At 53.7% G+C, this 19,474-nt stretch carries 20 protein-coding genes; 15 read left to right on the top strand and 5 right to left on the bottom strand.

The window, feature by feature from the left end:
• Nucleotides 1-3: 3 nt before the first annotated feature.
• Entirely contained in the window at nucleotides 4-933 is a 930-nt protein-coding gene (locus tag ACI0CA_RS13805; protein WP_308448626.1) for an acyltransferase domain-containing protein, read from the bottom strand.
• 235 nt (nucleotides 934-1,168) lie between these two features.
• Here ACI0CA_RS13805 and ACI0CA_RS13800 point away from each other — a divergent pair, with 235 nt between their 5' ends.
• The 4 genes from ACI0CA_RS13800 to ACI0CA_RS13785 all read left to right on the top strand — a co-directional run bounded on the left by ACI0CA_RS13800 (nucleotide 1,169) and on the right by ACI0CA_RS13785 (nucleotide 5,002).
• The gene (locus ACI0CA_RS13800) at nucleotides 1,169-1,879 is read left to right on the top strand and encodes a polyphosphate polymerase domain-containing protein (RefSeq protein ID WP_308448627.1); all 711 of its coding nucleotides are present in this window, start codon (nucleotides 1,169-1,171) and stop codon (nucleotides 1,877-1,879) included.
• Nucleotides 1,880-1,911: 32 nt separating this feature from the next.
• Entirely contained in the window at nucleotides 1,912-2,586 is a 675-nt protein-coding gene (locus ACI0CA_RS13795; protein WP_446806714.1) for a DUF4956 domain-containing protein, read from the top strand.
• Nucleotides 2,587-2,604: 18 nt separating this feature from the next.
• A complete protein-coding gene (locus ACI0CA_RS13790; protein ID WP_446806715.1) occupies nucleotides 2,605-4,524 on the top strand; it encodes a carbohydrate-binding domain-containing protein in 1,920 nt (639 codons plus the stop codon).
• A 256-nt stretch (nucleotides 4,525-4,780) separates the two neighbouring features.
• Nucleotides 4,781-5,002: a hypothetical protein gene (locus ACI0CA_RS13785; RefSeq protein ID WP_176820873.1), complete on the top strand. Its 222-nt coding sequence runs from the start codon at nucleotides 4,781-4,783 to the stop codon at nucleotides 5,000-5,002.
• A 189-nt stretch (nucleotides 5,003-5,191) separates the two neighbouring features.
• On the opposite strand, the gene ACI0CA_RS13780 is transcribed toward ACI0CA_RS13785, so the two are convergent.
• Together ACI0CA_RS13780 and serC are read right to left on the bottom strand one after the other, a co-directional pair.
• Nucleotides 5,192-6,352, bottom strand: coding sequence for a phosphoglycerate dehydrogenase (locus tag ACI0CA_RS13780; RefSeq protein WP_446806716.1), 1,161 nt, complete (start codon nucleotides 6,350-6,352; stop codon nucleotides 5,192-5,194).
• Nucleotides 6,352-7,437, bottom strand: a complete 1,086-nt coding sequence (serC, locus tag ACI0CA_RS13775; protein WP_419486500.1) for a 3-phosphoserine/phosphohydroxythreonine transaminase — start codon at nucleotides 7,435-7,437, stop codon at nucleotides 6,352-6,354. The genes ACI0CA_RS13780 and serC overlap by 1 nt, the downstream gene beginning before the upstream one ends.
• 449 nt (nucleotides 7,438-7,886) lie before the next feature.
• On the opposite strand from serC, the gene ACI0CA_RS13770 reads away from it, so the two are divergent.
• From ACI0CA_RS13770 to ACI0CA_RS13725, 10 genes are all read left to right on the top strand, one after another.
• On the top strand, nucleotides 7,887-8,237 hold the full coding sequence (locus ACI0CA_RS13770) for a DRTGG domain-containing protein (protein WP_308448631.1): 351 nt from the start codon (nucleotides 7,887-7,889) through the stop codon (nucleotides 8,235-8,237).
• Nucleotides 8,234-8,668 (top strand): ATP-binding protein, encoded by a 435-nt coding sequence (locus tag ACI0CA_RS13765; protein ID WP_308448632.1) that lies wholly within the window; start codon nucleotides 8,234-8,236, stop codon nucleotides 8,666-8,668. The genes ACI0CA_RS13770 and ACI0CA_RS13765 overlap by 4 nt, the downstream gene beginning before the upstream one ends.
• Nucleotides 8,669-8,702: 34 nt before the next feature.
• Nucleotides 8,703-10,019 (top strand): [Fe-Fe] hydrogenase large subunit C-terminal domain-containing protein, encoded by a 1,317-nt coding sequence (locus ACI0CA_RS13760; RefSeq protein ID WP_308448633.1) that lies wholly within the window; start codon nucleotides 8,703-8,705, stop codon nucleotides 10,017-10,019.
• Nucleotides 10,020-10,030: 11 nt separating this feature from the next.
• Nucleotides 10,031-10,363 (top strand): hypothetical protein, encoded by a 333-nt coding sequence (locus tag ACI0CA_RS13755; RefSeq protein ID WP_308448634.1) that lies wholly within the window; start codon nucleotides 10,031-10,033, stop codon nucleotides 10,361-10,363.
• Between the two features lie 4 nt (nucleotides 10,364-10,367).
• Complete coding sequence (locus tag ACI0CA_RS13750; RefSeq protein WP_308448635.1) at nucleotides 10,368-11,108, top strand: PHP domain-containing protein; 741 nt, start codon at nucleotides 10,368-10,370, stop codon at nucleotides 11,106-11,108.
• Nucleotides 11,109-11,590: 482 nt separating this feature from the next.
• Nucleotides 11,591-12,088 (top strand): NADH-quinone oxidoreductase subunit NuoE family protein, encoded by a 498-nt coding sequence (locus ACI0CA_RS13745; RefSeq protein ID WP_176820865.1) that lies wholly within the window; start codon nucleotides 11,591-11,593, stop codon nucleotides 12,086-12,088.
• Between the two features lie 3 nt (nucleotides 12,089-12,091).
• Entirely contained in the window at nucleotides 12,092-12,640 is a 549-nt protein-coding gene (locus ACI0CA_RS13740; RefSeq protein ID WP_308448636.1) for an ATP-binding protein, read from the top strand.
• Nucleotides 12,641-12,674: 34 nt separating this feature from the next.
• Nucleotides 12,675-13,046, top strand: coding sequence for a (2Fe-2S) ferredoxin domain-containing protein (locus ACI0CA_RS13735; RefSeq protein WP_308448637.1), 372 nt, complete (start codon nucleotides 12,675-12,677; stop codon nucleotides 13,044-13,046).
• A gap of 12 nt (nucleotides 13,047-13,058) precedes the next feature.
• Complete coding sequence (nuoF, locus tag ACI0CA_RS13730) at nucleotides 13,059-14,852, top strand: NADH-quinone oxidoreductase subunit NuoF (RefSeq protein ID WP_308448638.1); 1,794 nt, start codon at nucleotides 13,059-13,061, stop codon at nucleotides 14,850-14,852.
• 20 nt (nucleotides 14,853-14,872) lie between these two features.
• A complete protein-coding gene (locus tag ACI0CA_RS13725; protein WP_417074287.1) occupies nucleotides 14,873-16,612 on the top strand; it encodes an NADH-dependent [FeFe] hydrogenase, group A6 in 1,740 nt (579 codons plus the stop codon).
• 355 nt (nucleotides 16,613-16,967) lie between these two features.
• Here ACI0CA_RS13725 and ACI0CA_RS13720 read toward each other — a convergent pair whose 3' ends face one another.
• A complete protein-coding gene (locus ACI0CA_RS13720) occupies nucleotides 16,968-18,089 on the bottom strand; it encodes an MGDG synthase family glycosyltransferase (RefSeq protein ID WP_446806717.1) in 1,122 nt (373 codons plus the stop codon).
• Nucleotides 18,077-18,691 (bottom strand): glycerol-3-phosphate acyltransferase, encoded by a 615-nt coding sequence (locus ACI0CA_RS13715; protein WP_412379004.1) that lies wholly within the window; start codon nucleotides 18,689-18,691, stop codon nucleotides 18,077-18,079. The genes ACI0CA_RS13720 and ACI0CA_RS13715 overlap by 13 nt, the downstream gene beginning before the upstream one ends.
• A 171-nt stretch (nucleotides 18,692-18,862) precedes the next feature.
• Between ACI0CA_RS13715 and ACI0CA_RS13710 the strand changes: the two genes are divergently transcribed.
• A complete protein-coding gene (locus ACI0CA_RS13710; RefSeq protein ID WP_417401789.1) occupies nucleotides 18,863-19,408 on the top strand; it encodes a TetR/AcrR family transcriptional regulator in 546 nt (181 codons plus the stop codon).
• Nucleotides 19,409-19,474 lie beyond the last annotated feature (66 nt).

The raw sequence follows: 19,474 nt of genomic DNA, 5'->3' as shown, positions 1-19,474 counted from the left end.
TACTTATTTGATGAATTCCTTGCCGTCGTAAATAAAGATGCCCGCGCCCGCGCCGGTCTTTTTGCCGTCCAGAAGCCATTTTTTAAAACAGCGGCGCTGGGTGGTGTCCTCCGGCAGCTCGCTGTTCGGCTTCTCAAAGTCCTTTGCGAACACACGCCACTTGTCGTGGAACACATCGTATTCCTCGCTGTCGTAAATATAGAAGTCACCGATGAAATCGACCGTATTGAGCGTCTCGGGCAGAATTTCGCGGTTCTTCGGGAACAAAAGCCAGGAGTGGCAGCAGAATACCATCGGCTTGCCATCGAGGTCTTTTTTGTAAAATTCGTAGGCTTTTTTATAAGATTCGATGCGCGCCGCGCGGTTCAAAGAACCGCAGGACGGAATGTGCATGTTGTAAACCGTGTCACCGGGATTTACCGTGTAACCGCCGACCGTCACGAGCGTGTCGCCGGAGAAGTGTACGGCCTCATACTGCAAACGGCCCAGCTTAAAGCGGTGCATCGTGTAGAACCACGGGTACCAGCTTGCGACGAATGTGCCCCAAATGTCGTATACGTCGTGGCACTCGATGAGCTTGAATTTCAGGTCGGCGATGGTGTCCCAGAACAGCTCGTCCGTCAGGCCCGCCGCTCTGTAATTTTCGCGCAGACGTTCGCTTGCAAGCGCAAGGAACAGGAAATCCACCACGTGGCGGTGCAGCCCTGTCCGCTCCGAAAGCGCGTCCATGTGCGGCACAATGGGCTTCCATTCCGCGCCGTATGCGCCGTCAATGCCGTAATCTTTAAAGAGCAGCGTCTCGGCAGAGACCAGCTCGTCAATCGCGCCGGGTGTCGTCACGAGCGTCTCGCAGTTCTCGCGCAGAGAAGCGCGGCTCGCTTCCGGCAGATCAAGGTTTTCAATAAAGCAATTTAAATAATCGAGTGTGTACATACAGATCCTCCCAAAGTTGCGTTTTTCCATAGAAACGCGTTTATCTCATTCTATCATTTGTATATGTGCGGCGCAATGGACTTTTTGCACAGCAGAACACACCTGTTTTTGTAGGAACGGTGCACAGCACCTGCTTTTGCACGGTTTTCTCCGCTAACGCTCAAAATGTAATCACCTTTTCATCACATTTTGTAAGTAAAATTTAAGAAACAAAACAAAGAGGAGGGCGAAAGCCATGGCGGACTATACCGGCATATTTGAGCGCGTAGAGCAAAAATATCTGCTCGATTCCTTACAGTTTGAGGCGCTCTGGGCGGTTTTGGAGCCGTATATGCGCCCCGATGAATACGGGCGCTCCACCATATGCAACATTTACTTTGACACCCCGAATCATTTGCTGGCGCGACTTTCGGGCGAAAAGCCCGTCTATAAAGAAAAGCTGCGTTTGCGTACCTACGGCGTGCCGAAAGCGGAAAGCCCGTCGTTTGTGGAGCTGAAGAAAAAATATCAGGGCATTGTCTACAAGCGCCGCATCGTGATGCCCTACGGCGAAGCGTATGACTGGCTTGTAAACGGCAAAGCGCCGAAAGAGAACAGCCAGATTGCAAAAGAGATTGCGTGGTCACTGCACTATTACGGCGATTTAAAGTCCGCCATGGCGCTGTGCTATGACCGCGTGGCACTTTACAGCCGCGAAGACAGCGGCCTGCGCATCACATTCGATACCAACATACGCTTTAGAGAAGAAAATACCGACCTGCGTCAGGGGGACGATGGGCAACTGCTTTTAGAGCCCGGCGAAACGCTGATGGAAATCAAAGCCGGCGGCGGTCTCCCCACATGGCTCACCGATATGCTGAGCCGCTTTAGAATTTACCCCGCGTCGTTTTCTAAATATGCCAGTGCCTATAACACCCACGGCACGCACATCGTGCATGCATCCTAAATAATTCATTTGATTTCAGAAAGGATATTCCCATGGAAACCATGTTTGCAAGCCTCACCTCGTCCGGTATCACCGTATCTTCGTTTTTGATTTGCTCTCTCGTTGCGCTGCTTTGCGGCGCGCTCATCGCGTTTACGTATACGCGCCGCACGCGCTTTACGCAAAGCCTTGTGCTCGCCGTCATTTTACTGCCGTTTGCCGTGCAGACCGTCATTATGCTCGTCAACGGCAACGTCGGCACGGGCGTTGCGGTCGCCGGCGCGTTCGGCCTTGTCCGTTTCCGCTCCGCACCCGGTAACGCCAAAGACATCTCCGTCATCTTCGTTGCCATGGCCGTGGGTCTCACCTGCGGCAGCGGCTATATTGCGCTCTCCGTGCTCTTCACGGTCATTGCGTGCGCCGTGCTGTATCTGCTCGTTTTCTTCCATATCGGTGCAGACCGCAGCGGCGAAAAAGAGCTTAGCATCACCATCCCTGAATCGCTCGATTACACCGAGGTGTTCGACGATATTTTCAAAGAATACACCACCCACGCAGAGCTTACGGAAGTCAAGACCGCAAGCCTCGGTAGCCTCTATAAGCTGCACTATCGCGTGCGCCTTGCGGACGACCGTAACGAAAAAGAATTTCTCGATGCGCTTCGCTGCCGCAACGGCAATCTCGAAGTACGCTGCGGCCAGCCGCATACTCCCGTGGAACAACTGTAAAGAAAGGAGCCTTCCTTTATGAAACCGAATCGTTTATCCACGAAAAAACACACCCTGCGCTTTGCTGTCATTCTCTCCGCACTGATCTTAGCGGGTTGTGCCTCCACACAGTCGACCACATCGTCTACGTCCGTATCTTCCGCTTCCTCTACCGTGAGCACGGCCAGCACCTCTGAGGAAAGCGGTGCAGACGAGACCGATTCTACCGGCGGCGCGATGAACGGTACCATCGGCTCCGTCATCGAAGCAAATCTTTCCTTCAAAAATAAGGATTTCTACATCGATTACAGTACGGAAGACACCGTGAAGATCGACCTTTCCGCGCCAAAGGAAGCAGACGGCGTTAAGGTTTCCGGCAGCACGGTCACCATTACGGAAGCGGGCATGTATGTTCTCAGCGGCACGCTCACGGACGGCCAGGTCATCATTGATGCCGGCGACGAGGATGATGTGCGCCTTGTGCTCGAAAACGCGAGCATCACCTGCACAACGACTGCGCCTATCTACGCGAAAAACGCCGATAAAGTCATTATCAGCCTGCCCGAAAACACCGAAAGCACCGTGACCGATACTATCACCGGTACGGACGGCGACGATGAGCTTACCGCCGCGGTTTTCGCCAAATGCGACCTTTCCGTTAACGGCACGGGCGTGCTGAACGTCAACTCCAATGCAAATGACGGCATCACGAGCGAAGATAAATTGAAAATCACCGGCGGCGTTTTGAATATCACTTCGGCGGACGACGGCCTCATCGGCAAAGACGCTGTGCTCATTAAGGACGGCACCGTCCATATCACGGCTTCCGGCAACGGCATCAAGTCCACCAAATCCGAGGCCGATAAAGGCTATGTCTATATCGGCGGGGGCACTGTGAACATCACCGCCGAGCAGGACGGCATTCAGGCGGAGACCGGTGTTCTCATTTCCGCGGGCGAAGTAAATGTCACCGCAGGCGGCGGCAGCGCGAATGGAGAGCAAAAAACGGGCAATGCTATGTTTGGCGGCGCACAGAATACAACGGCGGACGAAACCCTGTCTACAAAGGGCATCAAGGCCGAAGCCGCGCTCGACATCACCGGCGGCACCGTCACGGTCGATTCCGCAGACGACAGCCTGCACAGCAACGATTCGATGACCGTTTCAGGCGGCGGTATCACCGTAAAGTCCGGCGACGACGGCCTGCACGCAGATAACACCCTTACAATCGAGGACGGCACCATCGTGGTGGAAGAGTCCTGCGAGGGCCTTGAAGCCATCGACCTCACCATCAACGGCGGTACGATCAATGTCACCGCAAGCGACGACGGTCTGAATGCTGCAGGCAGCGCCGTTGACGGCGGCTTTGGCACCGCGGGTGCAGATACGCTCACCGTCAACGGCGGCACGCTCACCGTCAACGCCTCCGGCGACGGGCTCGATTCCAACGGTGCGCTTACGATTAACGGCGGTACGGTGTACGTCAGCGGCCCCACCGGTGACGGTAACGGCACATTTGACTGCGACGGCGTGTTTACCATCAACGGCGGCGTTGTGCTCGGCACAGGCAGCTCCGGCATGCTGAAGACCCCCACAACGGATTCCAAACAGAACACGATCAGCGTCAGCTGCACCGGCAGCGCGGGTGACACCGTAGAAGTGAAGGGCGCGGACGGCAACACGCTCGTTTCCGCCGTGGCTCCGAAGAGCTTTATGAATGTCATGTTCAGCACGCCGGACATCACCGAGGGCGAAACGTATACAGTCTATGTAAACGGTACAGAAGCCGCGAGCGAGACCTGCTCCGGCGTTGTCAGCGGCGCTACGGGTATGGGCAGCTTTGGCGGCGGCCCCGGCAATATGGGTGGTCGGGCTCCAAACGGCGGTATGGGCGGCCAAATGCCGAATGGTAACGGCGGCACGCCTCCGCAGATGCCGGGCAACACCTCCGATACCTGATTTTCTCTTGTTTTCCTGTGCGTCAAAATATGAACTTTTCGTAACAATTTCGGCTTTTTCGCAAAAACCCGCACACCTTTTGTCAAGGTGAAAAGGAACCTGTCAATTTCCGTCGAAAACGCGCGAACGATTCTATTTGAACTTTCAAGACCCCCTTGCTATAATGGCATTACTGACAGATTTACCACCCATCCGACAGCCTCCGCTCTAAAAGTACAGCGGGGCTGCCGGGCCGGATCAGGAAGGATGAGAGATTTTGAGTGAACAGGAATTGATGCTGCGCGTAGCAGCCAAACACGGCGTAGACGGTGAAACGGTCCGCGAGGAGATTGGCAAAGCCCTTCGCACGGCGAAGAATTCTTCAAATGCCGCAGCCCGCGCGTTTTGGAGTGCCATCCCCGAAGATGCCAGCGACAAAGAGATCGTGCAGTGCATCGCCGCCCTCTTGTTGGGTAGCGCCGTGGAGGAGCAAAACTGAACAGCATTATCCGTAAACTCAAAAAACACGGTGCAGCCGAAATGAAGCTGCACCGTGTTTTTGTTGTTTTGCAAAATCACAGAAATAAAGGTCGCGCTTTTGGCTCGGCTTAAAACGGCCGGTTCGTGCCTTGTCACGCTATCCTCTGTCTTTTTCTCGGTCTCCTGTCCGCGAATGGCGAAGTAAAGTTTACTTTATCACTCTTGCCCTTACAACCGGCGAAAGTGCCGCCAGCTTTTCGCGCACGTCCTCCGTCACGTCGCCCGTAACGTCCAAAATGGTGTATGCCCAGTCGCCGCGCGATTTCGAGAGCATGTTCTCAATGTTGATGCCCGCTTCACCGCACACCTGTGTGAACGAACCGATGGTATTTGGAATGTTTCTGTGCGCAAGGCAAATGCGTGTGTCCGCGCCGCGTGCCATGGAAATATTCGGGAAGTTGACGGCATTTTGGATGTTGCCGTTTTCAATGTAATCCTTCAGCTCCTCTGCGGCCATCACAGCGCAGTTATCCTCGCTTTCCGGCGTGGAAGCGCCAAGGTGCGGGATCGCGATGACGTTTTCGACCCCGAGCAGCGCGTCATCCGGGAAGTCCGTCGCATACGCGGCAACATTGCCGTCTGCAAGCGCCGTCAACATCGCGTCGGTATCGACGAGCGCCCCGCGCGAGAAGTTTAAGACGCGCGCACCTTTTTTCACTTTTTTCAAAGCGTCCGCGCCTATGAGTCCGCGTGTCGAGTCATTTAGCGGTACATGTATTGTAATGTAATCGCACTTTTCAAAAATCTCATCCACGGAAGCGGCCTTCACAATGTCGCTCGAAAGGTTCCATGCAGCGTCCACGGAAAGGAACGGGTCGAAGCCGTATACCTGCATGCCGAGCGTTTGTGCGGCGTTCGCAACGAGTACGCCGATCGCGCCAAGACCAATCACGCCCAGCTTTTTGCCGAGAATTTCCGGCCCCGCAAACGCGGATTTTCCTTTTTCAACCTGTTTCGAAATGTCTGCCGTGCCTTTTAGTGTCTGCGCCCATTCGATTGCCGGGACAATTTTTCTCGACGTCAAAAGCAGTGCCGCCAGCACCAGCTCCTTCACGGCGTTGGCGTTTGCGCCGGGTGTGTTGAACACCACAATGCCGGCTTCCGCGCACTTTTCCACGGGAATGTTGTTCACGCCCGCGCCTGCCCTCGCGATTGCAAGCAGGCTATTGGGCAATTCCATGTCGTGCATGGCGGCGGAGCGCACTAAAATGCCCTCCGGGTTCTCAATTTCGGCAGCGTATGTATAGTTTTTGCCCAAACGGTCGGTGCCGAGCGGGCTGATCTTATTGAGGCAAAGTATGTTGTGCATCAGGCATTCTCCTTTTCAAAGTTCTCCATAAACTGAACAAGCTTCTCCACGCCCTCGCGCGGCATTGCGTTATAGATAGACGCGCGCATGCCGCCCACGCTGCGGTGTCCCTTTAGATTCACAAAGCCCGCAGCGGCAGCTTCCTGCACGAATTTTGCGTCTAAATCCTTGTCGCCCGTCACAAATGTCACGTTCATAATGGAACGGCTTTCTTTTTCGGCGCAGCCCTTAAAAAGCTTTGAGCGGTCGAGGAAATCATAGAGCAGCGCGGCCTTTTCCACGTTGCGTTTTTCCATCGCCTTCAGCCCGCCTACTTCGTTTTTCAGCCATTCCAAAACGAGCTTGCACATGTAAATGGAGTAGCACGGCGGCGTGTTGTACATGCTGTCGCTTTCCGCGTGCGTCTTATACATGAACATCGTCGGCGTTTTTTCCTGCGGCTCGCCGATGAGATCCTCGCGGATGATGACAATAGTCAGGCCTGCCGGGGCTACATTTTTCTGCGCGCCCGCATACAAAACGCCGAATCTCGAAACATCGATCGGTCGGCTTAAAATGCAGGAGGAAATATCCGCCACAAGCGGCACGTCACCCGTCTCCGGCAGCGCATGGAACACCGTGCCGTAGATCGTGTTGTTCATGCAGATATGGAAGTAGTCCGCGTCCGGGCGGAACTCCTTCGGATCAAGGTCGGGAATGCGGCTGAAATTCTGCTCTTTCGAGGATGCCACCACTTTGCAGTCGCCAAATCGCGCGGCTTCCTTATACGCTTTTGTGGAGAACTGGCCGGAGAGCACATAGTCGGCCTTGCAGTTTTTCGTCATCAAATTCAGCGGCACCATCGCAAACTGCGAGGATGCGCCGCCCTGTAAAAAGAGCACCTTGTAGTTATCCGGGATCTCCATCACCTCGCGCAGAAGGCTTTCCGCGCCCTTGATGATCGCGTCATAGACCTTAGATCGGTGTGACATCTCCATCACGGACTGGCCTGATCCTTCATAGTCGAGCATTTCGGCAGCGGCTCTCAGAAGAACGCTTTCCGGCAGCATAGAGGGGCCGGCAGAGAAGTTGTACACACGGTTCATAGTAAGATCTTCCTTTCTTTGGCGCGTTAAATCGCACCGGATAATAAAATAGATTTGCCTTGCTTTACCGTGATTTCTTATAGCACCATGGTAAAGTTTCCCCTATTATACATACAGCAAAACGCAAATGTCAAGTATAAATTTGTTTTTGGAATAAAAACAGGTGTATCTAATCGGTGGACAAATATCGAATGCTGCATTTCGTTCGTGCCCCATGCACAAATACAAATAAATTGTCCACCTTCTGCTGACAAGTCCGCATTTGTCGGCCGCAAGGCAAAAAACGCGGCAAAAAAACACTTTAAAAACTATCTAAAAGTACAGAACATTTTCCATAACGGATTGATTTTTTGGAAATCTTTTTGTATAATAACAGAATACAAGGACACTTTAGGCTCAAAAAGAGCAAACAGACCCGTGTCCGAACTCGGCGAAAGGGTGAAGCTTTCATGAAGGTACAGAATATTGTCAACATTTTAAAGGCGGAAATACTGGCGGAGGGCGACCTTCAGGAAGAGGTCAAAACCGCATGCGGCAGCGATATGATGAGCGATGTGCTGGCGTTTGTCAAGGATCAGTCCGTGCTGCTCACGGGCCTTGTCAATCCGCAGGTGGTACGCACGGCGGAAATGATGGATATGCACTGCATCATCTTTGTGCGCGGCAAGCGCCCGGATGAGACCGTGTTGTCGCTCGCACGGCAAAAGGACATCACCATTCTCGCAACGCCGTACAGAATGTTCACGGCGTGCGGCCTCCTATACGAAAAAGGATTAGAAGGCGGGTGTGACGTATCATGAGTATGCTGCAACTTCGGTATTCAGTCCCCGGCGATGATTTTACCCGCGCAGGCGAAGCTTCGGGCGATGTAAAGCATAAATTAAAGAAACTCGGCTATAACCCATCTGCCATTCGCCGCGTTTCCATCGCCATGTACGAGGGTGAAATCAACATGGTTATCCATGCGGGCGGCGGCGAAGCCAATGTGGACGTGGACCCGGATAAGGTTGTCATCGTGCTCACCGACCACGGTCCCGGCATCGCAGACGTGGAAAAGGCCATGCAGGAGGGCTGGTCCACCGCGCCGGATAACGTGCGGTCGCTTGGTTTTGGCGCCGGCATGGGCCTGCCGAACATGAAGAAGTATTCCGACGAAATGACGATTGATTCGGTCGTGGGGCAGGGCACCACGCTCAAAATGGTCGTTTACGCGCAGAGCGAAAAATCGTAAGCTCTGCATAGGATAATGGAGGAGGCGCGTTAGATTGGGTATTTTTTTCCACTCGGTCACGCTCGATGAAAGCAAGTGCGTAGGCTGCACAAACTGCATCAAGCGTTGCCCAACGGAAGCCATTCGCGTGCGCAGCGGCAAAGCGGTCATCATGAGCGAGCGCTGTATCGATTGCGGAGAGTGCATCCGCATCTGCCCGCACCACGCAAAGCGTGCAAAGCATGACCACCTTTCCATGCTGGAAAAGTTTACATATAAAATCGCGCTGCCCGCACCGTCTCTTTATGGGCAGTTTAATAATTTGGACGATCAGGATTATGTTTTATCCGGCCTTAAAAAGCTTGGGTTCGATGACGTCATGGAGGTTTCCGGCGCGGCAGAGCTTGTCAGCGAGGCTACCCGCCGCCTGATGGATGCCGGCACCTTGCAGCGCCCCGTCATCAGCTCGGCTTGTCCGGCTGTCGTGCGTTTAATCCGCGTCCGCTTCCCGGATCTCTGCGACCACGTTCTGCCGCTTTTGTCGCCCATGGAGACTGCGGCAAGGATTGCAAAGCAGCAGGCCATGCAGAAAACGGGCCTGCCGAAAGAGCAGATCGGCTGCTTTTTCATCACGCCGTGTCCCGCAAAGGTTACGGATATTCGCATGCCCATCGGCATCGAAAAGTCGGAGGTAGACGGCGCCATCGCCATCAGCGAAATTTTCCCGCAGCTTTCAAGCCGCATGGATAAGCTCACGCCAAAAGATCTCGAATCGCTCTCAAATTCCGGCATTATCGGTGTCAGCTGGGCGACCTCCGGCGGCGAATCCTCGGCGCTGTTAAAAGAAAAATATCTCGCGGCGGACGGCATCGAAAACGTCATCCGCGTTTTGGAGGAGATTGAAGACGAACGCATCGGTGAGCTGGATTTCATCGAGCTCAACGCCTGCTCCGGCGGCTGCGTCGGCGGCGTGCTGTGCGTCGAAAACCCGTATGTCGCCATTGCAAGATTGCAAAGATTGCGCAAATATCTGCCCGTCTCGCAGAATCACTTGGAGAAAAACAAAACCGTCCCGGAGGAAATGAACTGGGGCAGCGGGCTGGAGTTTTCCAATGTTTTAACGCTTTCGGAGGATATTTCCCGCGCCATGGAAATGATGATGGAGATCGACAAGGTGGAAGCGGAGCTGCCGGGGCTCGATTGCGGCGCGTGCGGTGCACCGAGCTGCCGTGCCTTTGCGGAGGACACCGTGCGCGGAAGCTGCCGCAAGGAAGACTGCGTGTTCATCCTGCGCAAGGAGATCCGCCGTTTTGCGGATTCGCTCTCAAATTTAGACCTTGACGGCGGCAAACGCACAAATGATGACGAATAGGGGGAAGTAAAATGCAGATAGAGGAAATGGCCGAAGCACTCGGCTGGAAGCTTTTGACCGAAAATACAGATACAACGCGCGAAGTGAAGGGCTGCTACTGCGGCGATCTTTTAAGCTGGGTCATGGGCAGAGCCAAAGCGGACGACGCGTGGCTTACTGTTATGGGCAACGTCAACGCCATCGCGGTCGCATCGCTTGCCGATACCGCAGGCATCATCCTTGTGGAAGATGCCGCTTTGGATGCAGATGCCAAAGCGCGTGCCGAGCAGCAGGAAATCGCCGTGTACGGTACATCCCTGCCTGCCTTTGAAACCGCGCTCAAAATCGCTTCATTACTGGGGTGAATGTATGAACAGCTATCGGTACGACCTGCACCTGCACTCGTGCCTTTCTCCGTGCGGCGATACGGACATGACGCCGAACAACCTCGTCAACATGGCGGCGCTGCTCGGCTGCGACATCATCGCGCTTACGGATCACAATACCTGTCGCAATACGCCCGCTGCCGTAAAGGTGGGGCAGGCCGCGGGCGTGCTCGTCATTCCCGGTATGGAACTCTGCACCGCCGAAGAAGCACACGTCGTCTGTCTGTTTGAAACGGTCGAGGACGCGCTCGCGTTCGATAAATACGTCTGTGCGCACGTTCCAAAGGTGCCGAACCGCCCGGAAATTTTCGGCGAGCAGTGGGTCTTAAACGAAAACGACGAGAAGATCGGAGAAATTTCCGAGCTTCTCATTACCGCAACAGACATCAGCATCAACGACGTGCAGGCGCTCGTGAAAGAGTTTAACGGCGTGGCGTTTCCCGCGCATGTCGATAAAGACGCGTACAGCGTCACTGCGTCGCTCGGTGCTATCCCGCCGGAAGCGCAGTTTTCCGCAGCAGAGCTGTCCCTTACTGCCGATGCCGCACAGCAGCGGCTTCTGCACCCGGAGCTCGAAAGCATGGTGCTTCTGCGCAGCTCTGACGCGCATTACCTGCATTTGATGCCCGAAGAACACCAAACGGTGGAGCTGCCGGAAAAAACCGCCAAAGCGCTTTTAGATGTGCTGCGTGGGTTCGGTGCAGGTAAATTTCAGGCTTTATAAGAAAAAAACGCCAAGCTGTGTGCTATGCGAATTTCGCATAACGCACAGCTTTCGTCATTTTTACCAACATGGCTAAATCGCCGGACTTTCGTTAAATTGCATAAAATTTCGTTAATCTCGCTCTTTTGAAAATTAGCTGTTTCTAACTTTTGCAAATCTGGTAAAAACGGAATAGATATACTTTTATCGATATAAAATATCGATAAAATGAGTGATATTTCAACCTTTTCACGGCAAATCTATACTGTTTTTGTATACTTTAACAAATGCCTGAAAACGAAATTTTTGTGCTGTACGCTAAAAGAACTGACAAAAATTTCGTCATGGGTTTGACAAACTTTCGTTTTTAATTCTTTTTTAGAATTATTATGTATGTCGATTTTGATATAATTCATAAAGATGTATGAAAGCTCTTCGCCCAATAGGGGCGCAGACCGAACCATACCTGAATTTAAACTTAATTTTATCAGGGAGGAAATAAAATGCAAAAGCGTATCAGTACCATTCCGTTTACCGATACTCCCGAGCAGCATGAGAAGCTCCTCGCAGTCATCGAGAGCCTCAAGAATGAAAAAGGCGCCGTCATGGCTGCACTGCACAAGGCGCAGGATATCTACGGCTACCTGCCGATCGAAGTGCAGAAGGAGATTGCACGCGGTCTCGATGTATCTCTCGAAGAGGTCTACGGCGTTTCCACGTTCTATTCTCAGTTCTCGCTCACTCCGAAGGGTAAGTACAACATTTCCATTTGCCTCGGCACCGCATGCTACGTTAAGGGCGCAGATAAGGTTCTCGACCGTCTCGTTGCAAAGCTCGGCATCCAGCCGGAGGAATGTACGCCGGATGGCGTGTTCTCACTCACCGCATGTCGCTGCATCGGCGCCTGCGGCCTTGCGCCGGTCCTCACCGTCAACGAAGACGTTTACGGCCGTCTCGTTCCCGAGGACGTGGATAAGATTCTTGCAAAATACACAGCGTAAGCCATGCGCGAGCTTTCGTTGAATGTGATGGACATTGTGCAGAACTCCGTTCGCGCGGGCGCATCGCTTATCACGGTGCAGGTCGCGGAATCGAAAAAGCACGACACCTTAACCATCACGATAACGGATAACGGCTGCGGCATGAGTGCGGAGCAGGTCAAAAGCGTCATCGACCCGTTTTTCACCACACGCACTACCCGCAAGGTTGGGCTTGGCGTGCCGCTTTTCAAAATGGAAGCGGAAATGACGGGCGGCTCGTTTCAGATTGATTCCGAAAAGGGCAAGGGCACCAAAGTCACGGCTGTGTTTCGTCCCTCGCATGTCGATATGATCCCCCTCGGGGACATCGCGTCCGTTATCCATCTTTTGATCACCTGCAATCCCGAACTCGATTTTCTCTTTACTCACAGCGTTGAAGAAAAAGAGATCACCCTCGATACCCGTACGCTGCGCGAGCAGCTGGAGGGCGTTCCGTTTACGGAGCCCGAGGTATCGGCGTGGATTCGGGAGTATCTTGCAGAGGCGGAGGAAGAGCTTAAGCAGCTCTCGTAGTATCAATGCGCAAGGCGCAGAAAGGAAAAGCCACATGAAATCATTAGCTGAACTTCAGGCAATTCGAGATAGAGCAAAAATGGCGGTCAACGTCCGCGAAAATTCCGAAGCGAAAACGCGTGTTCTGGTCGGCATGGCTACCTGCGGTATCGCAGCAGGCGCAAGACCGGTTCTCACCGCCATCTCGGATGAGGTCAACAAACGCGAGCTTCACGACGTCCTGGTCACGCAGACAGGCTGCATCGGCATCTGCCAGTTCGAGCCGATCGTCGAAGTTATCGATGAAAACGGCACCAAGACTACATACGTAAAAATGACACCGGAAAAGGCACTGCGCGTTGTCAACGATCACATCGTCAACGGCAATGTCGTCACGGAATACACCATCGGTGCAAATCAGAAATAAGGAGGTAAAACTATGTTTCGTTCCAATGTTCTGGTCTGCGGCGGTACGGGCTGCACGTCCTCGAACAGCGAAAAGATCATTGAAAAGCTGAAGGAGGAAATCAGCGCCAAAGGTCTGGATCAGGAAGTCAACGTTGTTCGTACCGGCTGCTTCGGTCTGTGCGCACTCGGCCCGATCATGATCGTATACCCGGAGGGCGCGTTCTATAGCCGCGTCACCCCGGAAGATGTCCCGGAAATTGTTGAAGAGCACCTGCTCAAGGGACGTATCGTTCGCCGCCTGCTCTACAAGGAGACGGTCGTTGACGAAAACACTACAAAATCCCTTAACGAGACCACGTTCTACGCAAAGCAGATGCGTGTCGCACTGCGCAACTGCGGCGTGATCAACCCGGAGCAGATCGATGAGTACATCGCGCTCGACGGCTATCAGGCAATCGGCAAGATTCTCACGGAGAAGATCCCGCCCCAGCAGGTCATTCAGACCATGCTCGATTCCGGCCTCCGCGGTCGTGGCGGTGCAGGCTTCCCCACCGGTCTTAAGTGGAAATTCGCAGCGGCAAACGATGCCGATCAGAAATATGTATGTTGTAACGCCGACGAGGGCGACCCGGGCGCATTCATGGACCGTTCCATTCTGGAAGGCGACCCGCACAGCGTCATCGAAGCCATGACTATCGCCGGTTACGCCATCGGCGCAACGCAGGGCTACATCTACATCCGTGCAGAGTACCCCATCGCGGTTCACCGTCTCCAGATTGCCATCAACCAGGCGAGAGAGTATGGCCTGCTTGGCAAAAATATCTTCGATTCCGGCTTTGATTTCGACCTTGAGATCCGCCTCGGCGCCGGCGCATTCGTGTGCGGCGAAGAGACCGCGCTCATGACCTCCATCGAAGGCAAGCGCGGCGAGCCGAGATGCCGCCCGCCGTTCCCGGCACTCAAAGGTCTGTTCCAGAAGCCGACCGTTCTGAATAACGTTGAGACGTATGCCAACATCCCGCAGATCTTCCTCAAGGGGCCGCAGTGGTTCCGCAGCATCGGCACAGAGAAGAGCGCGGGCACCAAGGTGTTCGCACTCGGCGGCAAGATTAACAATACCGGCCTTGTTGAGGTTCCGATGGGTACCACCCTGCGTGAAGTTGTCGAAGAAATCGGCGGCGGCATCCCGGGCGGCCACAAGTTCAAGGCTGCACAGACCGGCGGTCCTTCCGGCGGCTGCATCCCGGCGTCCCTCATCGATACACCTATCGATTATGACAGCCTCATCGCCATCGGCTCCATGATGGGCTCCGGCGGCCTCATCGTTATGGATGAAACGACCTGCATGGTCGATATCGCAAAGTTCTTTCTTGAGTTCACGGTCGATGAATCCTGCGGCAAGTGCACCCCGTGCCGTGTCGGCACGAAGCGCCTGCTTGAGATCCTCAACAAGATTACAAGCGGCAAGGGCACACTCGAAGACATCGATAAGCTCGAAGAGCTCTGCTACTACATTAAGGAAAATTCCCTCTGCGGTCTCGGCCAGACAGCGCCGAACCCGGTTCTTTCCACACTCAAGTATTACCGTGATGAGTACATTGCGCACGTCACCGAGCATCGCTGCCCGGCAGGCGCCTGCAAGGCCCTCACGAATTACGTCATCGATGCGGACAAGTGCAAGGGCTGCACGCTCTGCGCACGCAACTGCCCGGTCGGCGCCATCTCCGGCACCGTCCGTGAGCCGCATGTCATCGATACGCAGAAGTGCATCAAGTGCGGCGTCTGCCGTGAAAAGTGCAAGTTCGGCGCCATCGAAAAGAAGTAAGGAAGGAAGTTGAGAATAGCATGGATATGGTAAATATTAAGATCAACGGCATGTCCTACGAGGTCGCTGCCGGCAGCACGATCCTCGAAGCCGCAAGAGAAGCCGGAATCGACATTCCCACCCTTTGCTTCTTGAAGGACGTCAACCAGATCGGCGCATGCCGTATGTGCATGGTCGAAGTTAAGGGCGCAAAATCGCTTGTTGCCGCCTGCGTGTACCCGGTAAACGAGGGCATGGAGGTCTTCACCAATACGCCGAAGGTTCAGAAATCCAGAAAAATGACACTGGAGCTCTTGCTCTCCGTGCATGACCGCAAATGTCTCTCCTGCAAGAGAAGCGGCACCTGCGAGCTGCAGAAGCTCTGCAACGATATGGGCATCGACAGCGAGAACCGCTACGAAGGCGCCGTTCCCGCCGGCAAAAAGGATTACAGCACCCTGCACCTCGAAAGAGATAATGCAAAGTGCATCCTGTGCCGCCGCTGCGTGGCAGCCTGCCAGCAGCAGCACGTCGCTGTCATCGGCGCGAACAACCGCGGTTTCGATACCGAGATCGGCTGCGCATTTGAGATGCCGCTCAGCGAAGTGGCCTGCGTTTCCTGCGGCCAGTGTATCGTAGCCTGCCCGACGGGTGCCCTCACCGAAAAGGACAATACCCAGCAGGTCATCGATGCCATCAACGATCCGGAAAAGGTCGTTGTCGTGCAGACGGCTCCGGCTGTGCGCGCAGCGCTCGGCGAAGAGTTCGGTATGCCGATCGGCACAAACGTAGAAGGCAAGATGGTCGCAGCTCTGCGCCGCCTTGGTTTCGATAAGGTCTACGATACCGATTTCGGTGCCGATATGACCATCATGGAAGAAGCAAACGAGTTCATTGACCGCGTGAAGAACGGCGGCAAGCTGCCGATCATCACCTCCTGCTCTCCGGGCTGGGTCAAGTTCTGCGAGCACTACTTCCCGAACCTCACAGAAAACCTCTCCACCTGCAAGTCCCCGCAGCAGATGACCGGTGCGCTCATCAAAACGTGGTTTGCGGAAAGAGAAGGCATCGATCCGAACAACATCGTTTCCGTTTCCGTCATGCCGTGCGTCGCGAAGAAATTCGAGATCAACCGTGACGACGAAGACGCAGCCGGTGTGCCGGACGTTGATATCTCCATTACCACCCGCGAGCTTGCCCGCATGATCAAGATGGCACAGCTCAACTTCGCAAGACTGCCGGAAGAAGATTTTGACCCGGTTATGGGCGTTTCCACCGGCGCAGCTACGATCTTCGGCGCGACGGGCGGCGTTCTGGAAGCAGCGCTCCGTACCGCAGCTGATGTGCTTGAGGGCGTCGACCATGATAACATCGAGTACAAAGAGATTCGCGGCACGAAGGGCTTCAAGGAAGCTGTTTACAAGGTTGCCGGCATGGATGTCAAGGTCGCTGTCGTCAGCGGTCTGAATAACGCAAACGAGCTGCTCAAGAAGATCGAAAGCGGCGAAGCCGACTACCACATCGTGGAAGTCATGTGCTGCCCGGGCGGTTGCGTAAACGGCGGCGGCCAGCCGATTCAGCCGTCTACGGTTCGCAGCTTCACGGACATTAAGGCCCTGCGTGCAAAAGCCCTCTACGATGAGGACGCGGCCAAGACGCTCAGAAAGAGCCACCTGAACCCCGTCGTCAAGGAGTGCTACGAATGGATGGGCGGCGAGCCCGGCTGCCATAAGGCACACGAGCTGCTGCATACGTCTTACGTCAAGCGCGATCGTTTCTAAATTTAAGGTGTTTAAGAGCCACTGTGAGTAATCACAGTGGCTCTTTTTATGTCGGCTCCCTCTGACAGAGGGAAAGGAAGTGATACAGCGTGCTAATGAACTTCACGGTACCTTTCACTTAGAAAAAAACTGTGTATATAAAAAGAGCGGCGCAAAGCCGCTCTTTCAGGGAACCATGCAACTGGGTTCCCTACAATTTGAACGTCCCCCGGACGTTCAAATCTACCTTCCTAGTTTTGAGTTAGGCAAAAGTATTCCGAACTCTGCGGAGTTCGGCTTAGGGCTCAGCCCTAAGAATCCGCGACCTTTTTTCAAAAAAGGTCGATCAAAAACTTTTAACCCACGTTTTGCGTCATCACTGTGCTACCGTTTCCAACAGCTCGCAAATATCTATGGCTGCATTTTGATTGATAACCGCTCTCTGCCGTTTTCGCATCTCTTCCGCGTTTCTCGGCTCCAAAAGCTTTTCCACAGCTGCCAAAAGCTCTGCTTCTGTGTTTTCCACCTTTACGGCAATACCCTCTTTGGCGAAAAACTCCGCGTTGCGGCTTTCGCACCCCGGTATCGGAGAAATGTGCACAAGCGGCACGCCCGCCGCGGCGCTCTCCGTAGATGAAAGTCCGCCCGGCTTCGAGATAAACACGTCGCTCGCCTTCAAATACAGCGCCATCTTGTCCGTGCTGTGCATCGGCGTGATTTGCCCGTTTTTTGTAAATTCAGCCTCCACGCTGTCAAACAGTGCCTCATTGCTGCCGCACAAAATGTTAAGGTCGCAGTCTGCATTCTGCTCCAAATACGGCAGCAGTGCCCGCACGGCATTTATAATTGACCCTGCGCCCATGCTCCCGCCGGAAAGCAGCAGCGTGCGCCTGTCTTTCGGCAAGTTAAGCGCTTCCCGCGCTCTGTCTTTCGTGATGGTATCATCGGAAAAATCCAGCCGCACCGGGATGCCAAGCGGCCGCAATTTTTCCGCAGGAATGCCTCGCCCGGTGAAATCGTTGCTCAAAAGCGGGGAGGGCGTCACGTACAAGTCGCAGTCCGATTCTTCCGTAAACGGAATGCAAGTGTAGTCCGTCGCAATAAACACAAACGGCGGCGTTTCCATGCCGTTTAGCCGCATGTGTGTCAGAATCTCCGCCGGGTACAAATGCGTGCAGACGATCACGTCCGTTAGGTGTTCCGCAAGGTATTTCTGCATGTACGGCGCCATTTTTCCGTTGATGTGGTACACCGGCGAGCGTCCCGGCAGCTTACGGTACGCGTTGCCGAGGTCATAGACCGCGCCAAACAGCTTCGGGCTTTTCTGTACCAACTTTATATAGGTCTGCCCGACTTTATTTGCAAGCTCCTCGCTCACCAGCGTGTACGGGTCCATGCGCACGGCGTGGTGCCCGCGTTCCGTCAGCGCCTCAAAAACCGCTTGTGCCGCCGTGTTGTGCCCGCCGCCCGTGCTGCAGGATAAAATCAGTGCTTCCATGCAAGTTTCACCTCAAAGTGTTCTTTTTCCTCGGCACTCATAAAGAGCTTTGCGAGCACCGAAGCCGCAATCAGCAAAAAGCCGAAGACGATATAGCGGTTTGGCTCCAGCCAAACCGTGCAAATGGCCGCCAGGATATACGTCGCCACTGTGCGGTAATAGTTCGGGTTAATTTTAACAACGCACGAAAAGAAAATGAAGATGCCCGCCAAAACGCACAGAGGGATCCAGTGCGGCAGCAGCCCCAAAAAGCACCCAAACGTTGCCGCAATGCCTTTGCCGCCGTGCTTAATGTCATAAAACGGCAGAATATGGCCCAAGACCGGCGCCGCCATCACAAAAGAGAGCATCAGCGGGTTTTCGGGCAGTTCTCCGCTGCGGTACAAAAAGACCGGAAAAAAGCCCTTTAACAGGTCGCCGCACAACGTAAACACGCCGCACCGGAACCCGCCGTATGTAAACGCATTCATTGTGCCCGGGTTCTTGTCCGGGCTTTCCGCCATAATGTCTGTCTTTTTGAAGATCAGCCCACCGAGCCGCGCAAACAAAATACTGCCCAGCAGATACCCGAAAATAATATATAAAGCGTCGCGCACTTCCATGTTTTCCACACACTCCCCAAAAATTTCGCGCCACAAAAAATTCACAATTTTGCCGAGAGTCTCGTCTTGACAACCTCTTATAAAGTCATTATAATATGAACCATTGACACTTGTCAATTTGACATTTGTCCAAGTTAAGTGAAAATATTGACGAAACAGGAGGGAATGTCTATGTATCAGGGAAAAAATCCAACGGCGCTGCAATCGCAGAACCTCATCACAGAGGCACTTTTAGCACTTATGGAGGAAGAGCCGTTTCAAAAAATCACGATAAAAGCCGTTTGTGCCCACGCCGGCGTTTCACGCCAGACGTTTTACTCGCTGTTTGAAAATAAGGAAGAGGTCATTGGGCGTCGGCTCGACCAGCTTTTTGAAGAATACCGTAAACGGTTCATTGAGGAAAAGCGCGCTTACACCCTTCGCAGTCTATGTGATTCTATTATGGAGTGTTTTGTGGAGCAGAAAAAACTCCTCAGTCTTCTGGTCGACAATCGTCTGGATACATTGGCTCGCGAAAAATCGGAAGCGTATCTCCTGCATTTGGACAATATTTTCCACGCTTATGACCACGAAGATCGTGATTACGCCATTTCATTTCTTGCCGGCGCGATCATCAGTATGGTGGTTTACGCTATTCGCAAGGATGATTTTACGGATAGCCGCAAAATTTCGAATCTTGTGCAAAAGATCATTACCGGCCAATATTTTACAATTTAAATCCGAAAATTCCTATAACAAAAACCGCTCGGGCTTTACGGCTTCGAGCGGTTTTATATTACAAGA

Source organism: Hominenteromicrobium mulieris (genome assembly GCF_046197855.1).
Taxonomy (GTDB): Bacteria; Bacillota; Clostridia; order Oscillospirales; family Acutalibacteraceae; genus Hominenteromicrobium; species Hominenteromicrobium mulieris.
The sequence above is the reverse complement of the archived record's forward strand: the minus strand, read 5'-3'. Positions and strand labels throughout refer to the sequence as shown.

Bases quoted from the DNA above. Each gene is read 5' to 3' on its own strand.
- ACI0CA_RS13805 (WP_308448626.1), bottom strand. From the start codon at position 933: ATGTACACACTCGATTATTTAAATTGCTTTATTGAAAACCTTGATCTG.
- ACI0CA_RS13800 (WP_308448627.1), top strand. From the start codon at position 1,169: ATGGCGGACTATACCGGCATATTTGAGCGCGTAGAGCAAAAATATCTG.
- ACI0CA_RS13795 (WP_446806714.1), top strand. From the start codon at position 1,912: ATGGAAACCATGTTTGCAAGCCTCACCTCGTCCGGTATCACCGTATCT.
- ACI0CA_RS13790 (WP_446806715.1), top strand. From the start codon at position 2,605: ATGAAACCGAATCGTTTATCCACGAAAAAACACACCCTGCGCTTTGCT.
- ACI0CA_RS13780 (WP_446806716.1), bottom strand. From the start codon at position 6,352: ATGCACAACATACTTTGCCTCAATAAGATCAGCCCGCTCGGCACCGAC.
- serC (WP_419486500.1), bottom strand. From the start codon at position 7,437: ATGAACCGTGTGTACAACTTCTCTGCCGGCCCCTCTATGCTGCCGGAA.
- ACI0CA_RS13770 (WP_308448631.1), top strand. From the start codon at position 7,887: ATGAAGGTACAGAATATTGTCAACATTTTAAAGGCGGAAATACTGGCG.
- ACI0CA_RS13765 (WP_308448632.1), top strand. From the start codon at position 8,234: ATGAGTATGCTGCAACTTCGGTATTCAGTCCCCGGCGATGATTTTACC.
- ACI0CA_RS13755 (WP_308448634.1), top strand. From the start codon at position 10,031: ATGCAGATAGAGGAAATGGCCGAAGCACTCGGCTGGAAGCTTTTGACC.
- ACI0CA_RS13750 (WP_308448635.1), top strand. From the start codon at position 10,368: ATGAACAGCTATCGGTACGACCTGCACCTGCACTCGTGCCTTTCTCCG.
- ACI0CA_RS13745 (WP_176820865.1), top strand. From the start codon at position 11,591: ATGCAAAAGCGTATCAGTACCATTCCGTTTACCGATACTCCCGAGCAG.
- ACI0CA_RS13740 (WP_308448636.1), top strand. From the start codon at position 12,092: ATGCGCGAGCTTTCGTTGAATGTGATGGACATTGTGCAGAACTCCGTT.
- ACI0CA_RS13735 (WP_308448637.1), top strand. From the start codon at position 12,675: ATGAAATCATTAGCTGAACTTCAGGCAATTCGAGATAGAGCAAAAATG.
- nuoF (WP_308448638.1), top strand. From the start codon at position 13,059: ATGTTTCGTTCCAATGTTCTGGTCTGCGGCGGTACGGGCTGCACGTCC.
- ACI0CA_RS13725 (WP_417074287.1), top strand. From the start codon at position 14,873: ATGGATATGGTAAATATTAAGATCAACGGCATGTCCTACGAGGTCGCT.
- ACI0CA_RS13720 (WP_446806717.1), bottom strand. From the start codon at position 18,089: ATGGAAGCACTGATTTTATCCTGCAGCACGGGCGGCGGGCACAACACG.
- ACI0CA_RS13715 (WP_412379004.1), bottom strand. From the start codon at position 18,691: ATGGAAGTGCGCGACGCTTTATATATTATTTTCGGGTATCTGCTGGGC.
- ACI0CA_RS13710 (WP_417401789.1), top strand. From the start codon at position 18,863: ATGTATCAGGGAAAAAATCCAACGGCGCTGCAATCGCAGAACCTCATC.